The sequence below is a fragment of the Mycobacterium sp. 23 genome (assembly GCF_048287075.1).
Taxonomy (GTDB): domain Bacteria; phylum Actinomycetota; class Actinomycetes; order Mycobacteriales; family Mycobacteriaceae; genus Mycobacterium; species Mycobacterium gordonae_B.
In genome coordinates this window covers 2,640,309-2,653,729 of sequence record NZ_JBLVUX010000005.1, presented here as the reverse complement: position 1 = coordinate 2,653,729, position 13,421 = coordinate 2,640,309, and the positions used below count along the sequence as shown (strand labels likewise).

6 protein-coding genes and 1 pseudogene are annotated in these 13,421 nt (G+C 70.0%); 4 read left to right on the top strand and 3 right to left on the bottom strand.

The annotated features are described in order from the left end of the window. Positions 1-145 precede the first annotated feature (145 nt). On the bottom strand, positions 146-631 hold the full coding sequence (locus ACNQS7_RS13530; RefSeq protein ID WP_055579329.1) for a gamma-glutamylcyclotransferase: 486 nt from the start codon (positions 629-631) through the stop codon (positions 146-148). Positions 632-860: 229 nt separating this feature from the next. Between ACNQS7_RS13530 and ACNQS7_RS13525 the strand changes: the two are divergent. From ACNQS7_RS13525 to ACNQS7_RS13515, 3 genes and pseudogenes are all read left to right on the top strand, one after another. After that, positions 861-2,338 (top strand): annotated as a pseudogene (locus ACNQS7_RS13525) (NAD(P)H-quinone dehydrogenase); the annotation flags it as partial. 18 nt (positions 2,339-2,356) lie between these two features. Next, positions 2,357-4,114 (top strand): glycerol-3-phosphate dehydrogenase/oxidase, encoded by a 1,758-nt coding sequence (locus ACNQS7_RS13520; protein ID WP_055579331.1) that lies wholly within the window; start codon positions 2,357-2,359, stop codon positions 4,112-4,114. A gap of 49 nt (positions 4,115-4,163) precedes the next feature. Next, a complete protein-coding gene (locus ACNQS7_RS13515) occupies positions 4,164-5,702 on the top strand; it encodes a glutamate synthase-related protein (RefSeq protein ID WP_418012927.1) in 1,539 nt (512 codons plus the stop codon). On the opposite strand, the gene ACNQS7_RS13510 is transcribed toward ACNQS7_RS13515, so the two are convergent. Beyond that, complete coding sequence (locus ACNQS7_RS13510) at positions 5,691-6,305, bottom strand: DUF5994 family protein (protein WP_418012926.1); 615 nt, start codon at positions 6,303-6,305, stop codon at positions 5,691-5,693. The two genes, ACNQS7_RS13515 and ACNQS7_RS13510, sit on opposite strands and share 12 nt — an antisense overlap. Before the next feature lie 67 nt (positions 6,306-6,372). Further along, entirely contained in the window at positions 6,373-10,707 is a 4,335-nt protein-coding gene (locus ACNQS7_RS13505) for a cation-translocating P-type ATPase (RefSeq protein ID WP_418012925.1), read from the bottom strand. An 89-nt stretch (positions 10,708-10,796) separates the two neighbouring features. Between ACNQS7_RS13505 and mgtA the strand changes: the two genes are divergently transcribed. Then, on the top strand, positions 10,797-13,409 hold the full coding sequence (gene mgtA, locus ACNQS7_RS13500) for a magnesium-translocating P-type ATPase (RefSeq protein ID WP_418012924.1): 2,613 nt from the start codon (positions 10,797-10,799) through the stop codon (positions 13,407-13,409). Positions 13,410-13,421 lie beyond the last annotated feature (12 nt).

Genomic DNA, 13,421 nt, shown 5'->3' with positions numbered 1-13,421 from the left:
GCGTTCGGCGGGGTGGGGGTGGGCCGGGGGTGGTGAGGGGCCGCAAATTGTCGGTGGTGGCGGCGTGTTGGCGGCAAAACGCGGGCGCTCGGCCGGGTGGGAGTTAGCGGCGCGAGTGCACGCTCGCGCCCGGGGAGGAGAGCCCCTACTCCGGGCTGGCGGGCCCCGGGCCGATGTTGCGGGCCGGCCGGGTGCGTAGGTCATGCACGTAATCCGCGGGAGCCCCGGCTATTTCGGCAGCGTCGGCCATGACGCCCAGGTACTGCGCCGAGGGCAGGCCACCCTCCCAGCCGTCCAGCACATAGAGCCATGCCAGCACCGGGTCGATGTCGGTGTCCGACGACTCACGCTCCACCCGGCAGCGGATCTTCTTGTGGACGCCGAACTCGGAGCCCTCCCACTGATCCAGCTTCATCTCGTCGGCCGGCGTCATGTCGTACAGCACGACGAACACCCGCGAGTCCGGGTCCTCGACGATGGTGGCCAGTGCGCCTTCCCAGCCGATGTCCTCGCCGCCGAAGGTCAGGCGCCACCCCGGTAACCAGCCAGTTCCCGCCATCGGCGAGTGGGGTGCACGCTTGAGCATCTGCTCGGGATGCATGTTCGACCCGTAGGCGGCGTAGAGCGGCACGGAGAAAGCTTAAACTCCGCCCTGCGCGGGGCGGCACCGCCGGACTAGGTTGATGGTCCGGCTCCTCCTCACTCCGCCCTGCGGAGTGCATCGTCGCCGGACGGATCGGATGGTCCGGCTCCTCCTCACTCCGCCCTGCGGAGTGCATCGTCGCCGGACTAGGTTGATGGTCCGGCTCCTCCTCACTCCGCCCTGCGAAGCGAGCGGAAGCCGGACTAGGTTATGGGCTGTGGTGACCCGCATCGTGATCCTCGGTGGAGGCCCGGCCGGCTACGAAGCGGCCCTGGTGGCCGCCAACGCTAAACCCGACGACGTCGAAGTCACCATCATCGATTCCGATGGTGTCGGCGGCGCGGCGGTCCTCGACGACTGCGTGCCGTCCAAGACGTTCATCGCCTCGACCTGGCTGCGCACCGAGCTGCGACGCGCGCCGCGGCTGGGCTTCGAGATCGACATCGACGACGCCAAGATCGACCTGCCGCAGATCCACGACCGGGTCCGCAGGCTCGCCTCCGAGCAATCGGCAGACATCGCCGAACAGCTACGCAGCGTCGGCGTCAAGCTGGTGCATGGTCGCGGGGAACTCGTCGACCCCACCCCCGGCCTGGCCCGCCACCGGCTCAAGGCGACCGCCCCCGACGGCACCGTCACCGAGCACGACGCCGACTTCGTGCTGATCGCCACCGGGGCCAGCCCGCGGGTGCTGCCGTCGGCCCAGCCCGACGGCGAACGCATCCTCACCTGGCGCCAGCTCTACGACCTGAAAACCCTGCCGGAACACCTGATCGTGGTGGGCTCCGGCGTCACGGGCGCCGAGTTCGTGCACGCGTACACCGAGCTCGGGGTCCAGGTCTCGGTGGCGGCCAGCCGGGACCGGGTGCTGCCCTACGAAGACGCCGACGCCGCCGCGGTGCTGGAGGAGTCGTTCGCCGAACGTGGCGTCAACCTGTTCAAGAACGCCCGCGCCGAGTCGGTCACGCGCACCGAGGACGGGGTCCTGGTCACGATGACCGACGGCCGCACCATCGAGGGCAGCCATGCCCTGATGACCATCGGCTCGATCCCCAACACCAGCGGCCTGGGCCTGGAGCGCGTCGGTATCGAACTGAGCCCCGGTGACTACCTCAAGGTGGACCGGGTGTCGCGGACCTCGGTACCGGGCATCTACGCCGCCGGCGACTGCACCGGCCTGCTGCTGCTGGCCTCGGTCGCGGCGATGCAGGGCCGCATCGCGATGTACCACGCGCTGGGCGAGGGCGTGAACCCGATCCGGCTGCGCACGGTGGCGGCGACGGTGTTCACCCGCCCCGAGATCGCCGCGGTCGGGGTGCCGCAGTCGGCGATCGACGACGGCGAGTTCAGCGCCCGGACCATCATGCTGCCGCTGCACACCAACGCGCGGGCGAAGATGTCCGGCTTGAGACAGGGTTTCGTCAAGATCTTCTGCCGCAAGTCCACCGGCGTCGTGATCGGCGGCGTCGTGGTGGCGCCCATCGCCTCGGAGCTGATCCTGCCCATCGCGGTGGCCGTCACCAACCGCATCACGGTCAACGAGTTGGCCCAGACGCTCGCCGTTTACCCGTCGTTGTCCGGTTCGATCACCGAGGCGGCACGGCGCCTGATGGCGCACGACGATCTGGACTGAAGACCGCCCCAACGGCCGCCGACGAACTAGCCTGGTTGGGCGAACGCCTACCGACAAGTAACCGACAGGAGTCCTTCGTCGTGAGCAACCCGAGCAAGGCAGCCGACAGCGAGCAGACCTGGTCCGATGGGTCGCTGGGACCGCAGCAGCGCGCGCAGGCCTGGGAGCGCCTCGGCTCCGAGCAGTTCGACGTGGTGGTGATCGGCGGTGGTGTGGTGGGCGCCGGGTGCGCCTTGGACGCCGCCACCCGCGGACTCAAGGTCGCCCTCGTCGAAGCCCGGGATCTGGCCTCGGGCACGTCCAGTCGCTCGTCGAAGATGTTCCACGGCGGCCTGCGCTATCTCGAACAACTCGAGTTCGGTCTGGTGCGCGAGGCGCTCTTCGAACGCGAACTGTCCCTGACCACTCTGGCGCCGCATCTGGTCAAGCCGCTGCCTTTCCTGTTCCCGCTGACCAAGCGCTGGTGGGAGCGTCCCTACATCGCCGCCGGCATCTTCCTGTACGACCAGCTCGGCGGCGCCAAATCCGTTCCGGCGCAGAAGCATCTGACCCGCGCGGGCGCACTGCGGCTGAGTCCCGGCCTCAAGCGCAGCGCCCTGATCGGCGGCATCCGCTACTACGACACCGTGGTCGACGACGCCCGTCACACCATGACGGTGGCGCGTACGGCTGCGCACTACGGCGCGGTGGTGCGCTGCTCCACGCAGGTGGTCGCGCTGCTGCGCGAGGGCGACCGGGTCACCGGCGTGCGGGTGCGCGACTCCGAGGACGGCTCGATCACCGAGGTTCGCGGGCATGTCGTGGTCAACGCGACCGGGGTCTGGACGGATGAGATCCAGGCGCTGTCCAAACAGCGCGGACGGTTCCAGGTGCGCGCCTCCAAGGGCGTGCATGTCGTGGTGCCGCGCGACCGCATCGTCAGCGACGTCGCGATGATCCTGCGCACCGAGAAATCGGTGATGTTCATCATCCCGTGGGGCAGCCACTGGATCATCGGCACCACCGACACCGACTGGAACCTCGACCTGGCCCATCCGGCCGCCACCAAGGCCGACATCGACTACATCCTGACCACGGTCAACGCCGTGCTGGCCACTCCGCTGACGCACGCCGACATCGACGGGGTGTACGCCGGGCTGCGCCCGCTGCTGGCCGGGGAGAGCGACGAGACCTCCAAGCTCTCCCGCGAACACGCGGTGGCGGTGCCGTCGGCGGGTCTGGTCGCCATCGCCGGCGGCAAGTACACCACCTACCGGGTGATGGCCGAGGATGCGATCGACGCCGCGGTGCAGTTCATCCCGACCAGGGTGGCGCCGTCGATCACCGAGAAGGTGAGCCTGCTGGGTGCCGACGGGTACTTCGCGCTGATCAACCAGGTCGAACACGTCGGCGAGCGGGTCGGACTGCACCCCTACCGGGTCCGCCATCTGCTGGACCGCTACGGCTCGATGATGGACGACGTGCTGGCGCTGGCGGCCGACCATCCCGAACTGCTGACCCCGATCAAGGACGCGCCCGGCTACCTGAAGGTGGAAGCGGTGTACGCCGTCGCGGCCGAGGGGGCCCTGCACCTCGAGGACATCCTGGCCCGGCGGATGCGCATCTCCATCGAGTACTCGCACCGCGGCGTGGATTGTGCCCGCGAGGTGGCAGACCTGGTCGCACCGGTGCTGGGCTGGAGCGCCGACGACGTCAACCGCGAGGTCGCCAACTACAAGGCGCGGGTGGAAGCCGAGGTGCTCTCGCAGGCCCAGCCCGACGACGTCTCCGCCGACGAGCTGCGAGCAAGCGCACCCGAGGCACGCGCCGAGATCCTGGAGCCCGTCCCGCTGAACTGAGGACTCATGTCACTAGCCAGGTGTCGGTGGCCCGGGTGAGCATGAGGGCGTGAAACGACACTCCGTGAGTGCTGTGCTGGGAACGGGCATCGCCGGGCTGGCCGGCTGGGACCTCTGGCAACGCCGGCACACCATCCTGCGCAACTACCCCATCGTCGGCCACCTGCGGTTCATCCTGGAGGCCGTCGGGCCGGAGCTGCGGCAGTACATCGTCACCGACAACAACGCGGAGAAACCGTTCAGCCGCGACCAACGGCGCTGGGTGTACACCTCGTCGAAGATGAGCAACCGTTACTTCGGTTTCGGCACCGACAACGACCTGGAACGCGCCCACAACTACCCGATCATCAAGCATGCGGCGTTTCCGGTGTCGGCCCCGGACGGCGAGCCTGGCCACCCCGACCCGAAGGTGCCGCTGCCGGCGGCCAAGGTACTCGGCGGAGCGCGCAACCGCACCAAGGCATTTCGGCCGGAATCGCTGGTCAACGTATCGGGGATGAGTTTCGGGGCGCTGGGCGGTGCGGCGATCACCGCGCTGAACCAGGGTGTCGCGATGGCCGGCGCCATGCAGAGCACAGGCGAGGGCGGAGTGTCGCCGTATCACCTGCACGGCGGCGACCTGGTCTGGCAGATCGGCACCGGGTATTTCGGCTGCCGCAACGACGACGGCACCTTCAGCCTGCCGCGGTTGATCGACCAGGTGGCCGCGACCCCGTCGATCCGGGCCATCGAGATCAAGCTCAGCCAGGGCGCAAAGCCCGGGCTGGGCGGAATGCTGCCCGGCGCCAAGGTCACCGACGAGATCGCCAAGATCCGCGGTATCCCGGTGGGGGTGGACTGCAAGAGTTCGGCCGGGCATTCGGCCTTCCGCGACGTCGACGGTCTGCTGGAGTTCGTCGAGACGATCGCCGCCGAGACTGGGCTGCCGGTGGGCATCAAATCGGCGGTCGGCGAAGACGCGTTCTGGCCGGAGTTGGCGGCGCGGATGGCCCGTACCGGGCGCGGCGTGGACTTCGTGACGGTCGACGGCGGCGAGGGCGGCACCGGCGCGGCGCCGCTGGTGTTCAGCGACCATGTCGCGCTGCCCTTCAAGTGGGCGTTTCCGAGGGTCTACCGCGCCTTCGCCGAGCAGGGTCTGCACCACGACGTGGTGTTCATCGGGTCGGGCAAGTTGGGCATTCCGGAGAACGCGCTGCTGGCCCTGGCGCTGGGTTGCGACCTGATCAACGTCGGCCGTACCGCGATGTTCGCCATCGGGTGCATTCAGGCGCAGCGCTGCCACACCGGCCGCTGCCCGACCGGCGTCGCGACGCAGTCGGCCTGGCTGCAGCACGGCCTGGACCCGGCCCTGAAGTCGGTGCGCTGCGCCAACTATCTGGCCACCCTGCGCTTCGAGTTGCTGTGCCTGGCCCGGGCCTGCGGCCACGTGCACCCCGCCCTGGTGCCGTTGAACGCGATCGAGGTGCTCGACGTCGACCTGCAGTCGGCGCGGGCCGAGGATTTGTTCGACTACAAGCCAGACTGGGGGCTGCCCGGGCCGGCCGACGTCGAGGCGATCACCGCACTGGCTAACGCCCTAGGAAGCTGACGCCGCTGCCCGCAACTCCATCAACCGGCCACGCACGATGTGCTCGACGAGGATCGGGACGAACTGCTGCACCGGCGCGTCGACGAACTGCTGAGCGGCGTCTTCGCACCATTGCCTGATCTGTGGGCGCAGAGCCGCCGTGCGCTGCTGGTCGCCGCGGCCTTCATGCTGGGCCAGTTTCTCTGCCACGTCAGCTACCGATCGTGCCACCAGCGAACGGCTCGCGGCGTTGACCTCGTCGTCGGAGCCTGAGCGTGCCTCCTGCAGGGCTTGCTCGCCACTCTGTTCGCTGGCGTCCGGCGGGATGACCTGCAGGCTCAGGTGGTGTCCGTCGTGTCCTATCAGGATGATGCCGGCCGGCTCGTCGCCGCTGAAGCCCAGCAGTTCGATGGTGCGTCCGCCGATCTCGAGCACCGATGCGGCGCCGTCCCAGCTGCTGAGGTGGTAGCCGACCATGGCGATCGGCCCCAGTTCCTCGGCCAACGACGTCACCAGGCCGGGCAGTTCGTCGGTCAGTCGTCTGGACCGCGGCCACCAGGCCCCGTCAACGTGCTCAGAAATTCGCCGAAAAGGCTTGATTTCCAACCGGGTTGGACGCTGCATCACATAAAAATACGGTCGTCGTGAACGGCTCGCGAGCGCAGCGGCCCAACAGCGGGCGAACTTTCGGTTAAGCGGGCGCGAAATCGTTGACCCGGCCGATGATCTGGCGAGCGCCGTACGACGCGCGAGCCAACAGGCCGGGTGCGAGCACCGCCACCAGGCAGGCAGCCGCCGCGGCCAGCAGCCCCTGACCCCACCCCAGCGGGCCCACCGGGGTGCACCCGAACAGCTGGCTCAGACCAGGAGTGGATATCACCACCGCGAGCACGACGAGGGAGCCACCAGCGGTGGCCACCACCAGCCCGCTGCGCGAATCGGCCAGCGTCTGCACGAGCTGGGTGGCTACCAGCCCGATCAGCGCCACCGTCGCCGCCCGGCGGCGGGTGCCGGTGGCGCGGCCCATCGCCCACGCCAGCATGGCGCCGATCGTGGTGGCGACCCCACGGATGCCGATGGCGCGCCACATCGCCGCCTCGTCGCGGTCGACCGCGCCGTCGTGGTTCTGCGGGCTCACCGCGAGCGCGGCGGCCGGCAGCGCATCGGTGAGCATGTTGACCAGAAGCATCTGCCGGGCGTTGAGCACCGATCGGCCGGTCAGCAACGTGGTGATCAATGCGAAGCACAGTTCCCCGGTGTTGCCGCCCAACAGCACCGACACCGCCGAGTGCACCCGCCGCCACAGCTGCTGGCCTTCGTCGAGCGCGTCGAGCAGCCCTTCGATCCGCCCGTCGAGCAGCACCATGTCGGCGGCGGTGCGGGCGGCGTCGCTGCCGCGCGCGGCCATCCCGATCCCCACGCTGGCCGCCCTGATCGCGGCGGCGTCGTTGACGCCGTCCCCGACCATCGCGGTGACCAGCCCGGCCTTCTCCAGCGCCTGGACCACCTCCACCTTGTGTTCTGGCGACATCCGGGCGAACACCAGCCTGGATTGCACGGCGGCCGCGCGCTGCCTGGCATGCAGCGCCTCCCAGTCACTTCCGGTGATGACCTGACCGGCGGAGACGTCCATGCCCAGGTCCCGGGCGATCGCGGTCGCGGTGGCGGGATGATCCCCGGTGATCAACCGGACCCCGATCTCGCGCTTGGCAAGCTCGGTGAGCACCGCCTGCGCCAACGGCCGCGGCGTATCGGCGAGCCCGAGCAGCCCGACAGCGGTGAGTTCAGCGCCGCACAGGCTCTCCAGCAGATCCGGATCCGCCGCGGCGGCCGTGGCCTGGTCGTGGGTGAGCCGGCGTTCGGCCACCGCCAGCACCCGGAAACCGTCGCCGGCCATCTCCTCGATCGCCCGAGCCAACGGTCCGTCGCGGTGGGCGAGCGCCGATACGAGCACCTCCGGTGACCCTTTGATGGTCAGCCGGGTGCCGACGAGCGCGGCCGCGTACGGACGGCCGGACTGGAAAGGCAGGAACGCGTCCCGGGTCGGCCGCGGGCGCGGCCGCGAACCGTCGGCGGCCTGGACGATCGCGTCGTCGGTGGCGTGTTCGACGCGGTGCGCGTGCCTGGAATACGTTGTGCTCAGCGCCGTGTCGAGCACCTCGTCGGCGTCGAAGCCCGCCGCCGGACGCACCGCCTTGACCGTCAGCCGGTTCTCGCTCAGCGTGCCGGTCTTGTCGAAGCACACCACGTTCAACCGGGCCAGCGCCTCGACCGAGTGGGCGTTGCGGATCAGCACCGAATCGCCGGTGAGCCGGCGCGCGGCGGCCAACTGGGCCAGCGTCACCACCAGCGTCAACCCCTCCGGGATCGCTGCCACGATCAACGTGACCGCGCCGGCCACCGCCTCCCGCAGGGGGGTGCCCCGGGCGACGCTCAGCAGTCCGACCATGGCCCCGCCGCCGACGCTGAACGGCAGTGCGCGCCGGGTGATTCGGCTCAACTGCCGCTGCAGCCCGATCTCGCGGGACTTTCGCGGCGTCATCGCCAGCGCCCGGCGCATCTCGGTCCGCGAGCCCACCGTGGTCACCACGGCCACCGCCGTGCCCGCGACCATCGTGGTTCCGGCGTAGAGCATGCAGGTCCGTTCGGCCAGCGGCGCGCCCGGCGTCGCCTCGGTCTGCTTCGACACCGGCAGCGACTCGCCCGTCAGCGTCGATTCGTCGACGTCCACGCTGGAGGCGTGCAGTAGTCGCGCGTCGGCCGGAACCACCTCCCCCGCATGGACTTCGATGATGTCGCCCGGACGCAGCCGTTTGGCGGGCACCTTCTCGCGGCGCCGCTCGTCGAGCGGGCCCACCCGCCGCCGCGCCGGTGGGTCCTGCACCGCCAGAAGGCGATTGAGAATGCGTTGGGCGCGCAGCTGCTGCTCGGCCGACAGTGCCGCGTTGAGCAGCAACACGTTACCCACCAGGAACGCGTCCAGCGGTGAGCCGAGCAGCGCACTGGCCGCCGCACCGGTGGCCAGCAGCGGGGTGATGGGATCGGACAGGTCGTTGCGCATCTCGTCGGTGAAATCGCGCGCGAGGCGCCACGATTTGGTCGTCGCGCCGCCCAGCACCCGCACCGGCAACGACCGTCGCCACCAGGCGAGCGCCGCTTCGCCGGCTTGGTCGGGCGGGCGCGGCAACAGCCGCCGCACCTCCCGCACCGGCAGCCCGTGCCAGTCGTGTCCGGCTTCCGGCTCGGGTATCGGGTCCCCGAAAATCTTTGCAGCCGAACGTAAACCGAACCACAGGCTGGCCGCCATGCCCAGGTTCACCGATACCGAGCTGCGCCCCGGGACGCCCGGGATCAGCATCAGCGCACCGACGGCCGAGGCCGGCGCGGACAGCCTGATCGCGTTGTCGGTGGCAGCCCGGGCGGCGGGCAGCGCGTGCAGCATCCGCCAGGCGCCGGTGAGGTCGGCGACCACGACGTCGGCGCCCCAGGGGAGGGTGTACCCCTGCCGCAGCACGCCGATGGTGACGTCGGAGTTATGGGCGGCCCGCATCGCCGAGGTGGTCAGCAACGCCACGGTGGCCCCGCCGGCCTTCAGTTCCGCCACGGCTGCGGCCAATGCGTCGTCGACCGACCCGTCCAAGGGGTAGAGGTGGTCGAATCCCTGTGCCAGCGAACGCAATCCGTCGTCTTCGAGGCAGAGTACCCGCGGTCGCGAGCGGCGCGCCTCGGTGACGACCGCCGCGGCGTACGGATCTCGCACCGGACTGATCAGCGCCTGACCATCCTCGCCGGCTCCGGGAATGTCCGCCAGCCGGTGCCATCCGGGTGTCAGCCCGTCCTCCGCCAGTGCGGCGCGGACCGCGTCCCAGGCGGTGGTGCGCTGCGAATCCGTCACTCCCAGAACGCGACTCACTGTCAGGTCGTTGGTGTACAGGGCCCGAGGGTCGATCATGACGGCGTCGACCCGGTCGAGTAGGCGCAGGACGCGTGGGTGCAGCACCAGGGCGTCGTGCCGGTTCGTCAGGCCCCGGCTCATCGCGCAGCCGAATCCCTCGCGGATGGCGCGCAGCGGTTTCGGCACGGCGGCCAGCGCCGCCGCGCCGGCCGCATCGGCGTTGCGCGACAACAGGCCTATCGTCGCGGCGGCGGCGACGCCGGCCGCGCCGGCCCGGTTCGCATAGCGCTCCGCGGGACCGTCGGGGAACGTCGGGGCGATCTTCGCCGCGCCGGTCTCCGGACCCGGGTGACTGCCCAGCCCGGGTTCATGCCGGTTCCACGCCAGCCGGCCGTTCCACGCCTCGGCCGCCAGCAGCACGCGGGTAGCGGCTTCGGCGGCCGCCGCCGCGGGCGACACCGTCAGTGCCGCAGCGGTCGCGTTGACGACGCCGAACAACAGGTCGGCGCCGTCCGGTCCGAGCCGGCGGTCCACCTCGCGGCGCAACCGCGGCAGGTGGTCGGCCAGCGTCGGCGGCACCGCAAGCAGGTCAGGCAGTCGGGGTAGCCGCAGCAGGCTGCCGGTCAGCGAAAGGCCAAGGCCCACAGTGGCGGCGGTGGCCGCGGCCACTCTGCCCAGCAGGACCGCGTCGTCCCCGGGCAGGCTGATCGGTTGCTCCCGGGGCAACCCCCGACGGCCACGGCGTTCGGCCTCGCCGACGATCCGGCACAGCTGGGCCGTGGACGGTGCGGCGGCCTCGGTGTCCAGCGTGACGACCACCCGGGCCAGCGTCGGGTTCAGGTGTGCCGCCCGCACACCCGCGGTGGCGCGGACCGCCGCCAGCACGTCGGCGGCGGTCTGCGCGGCGTGCTCGTCGCGCAGCCCTCGCACCTCGATCCAGCGCCGGTCGCCGTTGCTGCTGGTACGGCGCACCGATGGGCCACCGATCGCCTCGATCGCCACGCCTGCGGCGGTGCGCGCCAACGCCGGAATGTCGGGCGTGGCATGCGCCACCGACCTGCCCACCCGTGTTGCCGCGCCGCCTCCCAGCAGCGCGGTGCCCGCCACCAGGCCCCATCCGGGCAGACGCATAGGCAGCAGAGTAGTCCCGCAACGCGGGCGCCGCAGGAGCGTTTGGGTGGCCGTTCAGATGCCCTTCGTCACTTGTGCAATCCGGTCAAATGCGCGAGAGTCCTGCCGTGCCGCCCGCATTGACCGCGAATGAGGTTGCCGCGGCTCCGATTGACGACGTCCTGCGCCGGCTGGACAGCTCGGACGTCGGCCTGTCCGGGGCCGAGGCCGCGGCCCGGCTGCTGCGGTACGGCCCCAACGTGGTGCGCATCCATCGCGTCCGTGCGCTGGCGATCCTGGCCCGGCAATTGCGCAATGCGGTGCTCATCCTGCTGGCGGTCACCGCGGCCGTGTCGTACTTCCTCGGCGACAGCACGCAGGCCTTGATCATCGGCGTGATCCTGCTGGCCAGTACCGGGCTGAGTTTCTTCAACGAATACCGTGCCGAGAACGCCGCTGCGCGACTGCACGCCGGGGTACACCACAGCGCCCTGGTCCGCCGTGACGGTGAATACGTCACCGTCGACGTCACCGCGCTGGTGCAAGGTGACGTGATCCGGCTCTCGCTGGGCGAGGCCGTCCCGGCCGATGTCCGGCTGATCGAGGTCAGCGGCCTGGAATGTGACGAGGGCATCCTGACGGGAGAATCGACGGGCGAGGAGAAGTCGCCGCAGCCGGTTCCGGCCGGTACCGCGTTGGCCGACCTGACCGACCTGGCCTTCATGGGCACCATCGTGAGCGCCGGCGAGGCCACCGCGGTGGTGTACGCCACCGGCCGCGACGCCGAATTCGGGCGCATCGCAGCGGGTTTGGACACCCGACAGCCCGAGACGGAGTTCCAGGTCGGATTGCGCCGGTTCTCCTATCTGCTGCTGCAGGTCGCGATAGCGCTGATGGTGGTCATCCTGGCCAGCAATCTCCTGCTGCATAAGCCGGTGATCGACTCGGTGCTGTTCTCGCTGGCCATCGCGGTGGGTATCACCCCGCAGCTGCTGCCCGCCGTGGTCAGCACCAGCCTGGCGACCGGGTCCAGGCAGCTGGCCAAGGCGAAGGTGCTGGTGAAGCGGCTGGTCTGCATCGAGGACCTGGGTGACATCGACATCCTGATCACCGACAAGACCGGGACGCTGACCGAAGGGCGGATCCGGCTGGTCGAGACGATCGACGCGGCCGGCGCACCCGCCGATGCGGTGTTGCGGCTGGGGCTGCTGGCCACCGACGTCGACCCGGAATCCGGCGGGGCCAGCGCGAACGCCCTCGATGCCGCGCTCTGGGACTCGCCGCAGTCGTCGCGGCTGGTCGCCGGCGTGCGCCGCATCGCGATGTCGCCGTTCGACCATGAGCGCCGGGCGACCTCCGCTCTGGTCGACGGCCTCGACGGCAACCGCCTGCTCATTGTCAAGGGCGCGCCCGAGCAGGTGCTGAGCCGCTGCCCGGAAACACCTCAAGCGGCGCAGGAAACTCTGGCGACGCTGTTCGCCGCCGGGCGCCGCGTGGTGGCGGTGGCGACCCGGCCCGCCGACGACCTGACGGCGATCACAGCCGACGACGAACACAGGCTGACGCTGGCCGGCTTTCTGGTTTTCGCCGATGAACCCAAGGCGGCCGCGCGCCAGTCCCTGGCCGCCCTGGCCGGCCTCGGCATCGAACTGAAGATCGCCACTGGCGACAACCCGCGGGTCGCCGAAAAAGTCTGCAAGGATTTGGGTCTGGCGTCCAAGGGCACCGTCACCGGCGCCGAGCTGGAAGCGCTGGACAACGATGACGAATTCGCCGACGCGGCGCGCCGGCACACCATCTTCGCCCGCATCTCGCCCGAGCAGAAGGCCCGGTTGATCGCCGCACTGCGGCGCAGCGGACGCTCGGTGGGCTTCCTCGGAGACGGCGTCAACGACGCGCTGGCTCTGCACGCCGCCGACGTCGGTATCTCCGTGGACAGCGCCACCGACGTCGCCAAGGATGCTGCCGACGTGCTGCTGCTGGAAAAGGACCTGGGGGTGCTGGCCACCGGGGTGGCCGAGGGACGGCGGATCTTCGCCAACACCATCAAGTACGTGCTGATGGGCACCTCGAGCAACTTCGGCAACATGTTCAGCGCGGCCGCGGCGTCGGCGCTGCTGCCGTTCCTGCCGATGCTGCCCAGCCAGATTCTGCTCAACAACCTGCTCTACGACAGCTCCCAGCTGCCGATCGCCACCGACCGGGTCGACGAAGAGCAACTGCACGCGCCATCGCACTGGAATGTCGCGTTCATCCGCCGGTTCATGATGATCTTCGGCCCGATCAGTTCGCTGTTCGACTTCATGACCTTCGGGTTGATGCTGGGCGTGCTCGACGCCGGTGCCGTCGAGTTCCGCACCGGCTGGTTCGTGGAATCGCTTGCGACGCAGACGCTCATCATCTTCGCGATCCGCACCCGCAAGGTCCCTTTCTTCCGCAGCAGACCGAGTGGGCTGCTGACGGCGACCAGCCTGACGGTGGTGGCCGTCGGGGTCGGCCTGACGGTGTCTCCGCTGGCCTCCCAGCTGGGCTTCACCACGTTGCCGTGGCAGTTCTTCGCCGCGCTCGGCGGCTTCGTGGTGGTGTACCTGATTCTCGTGGAACTGGCCAAGGCGATGTTCTACGCCGAACCGATGCGTCTTGCCGATCAACCGCATCGCACGCGGGGGCGCGCCCACCGGATCCGGCGACGCGCGGCGCGTTTCCACCACCACCGGGTCTAGCGAATTTCCCCG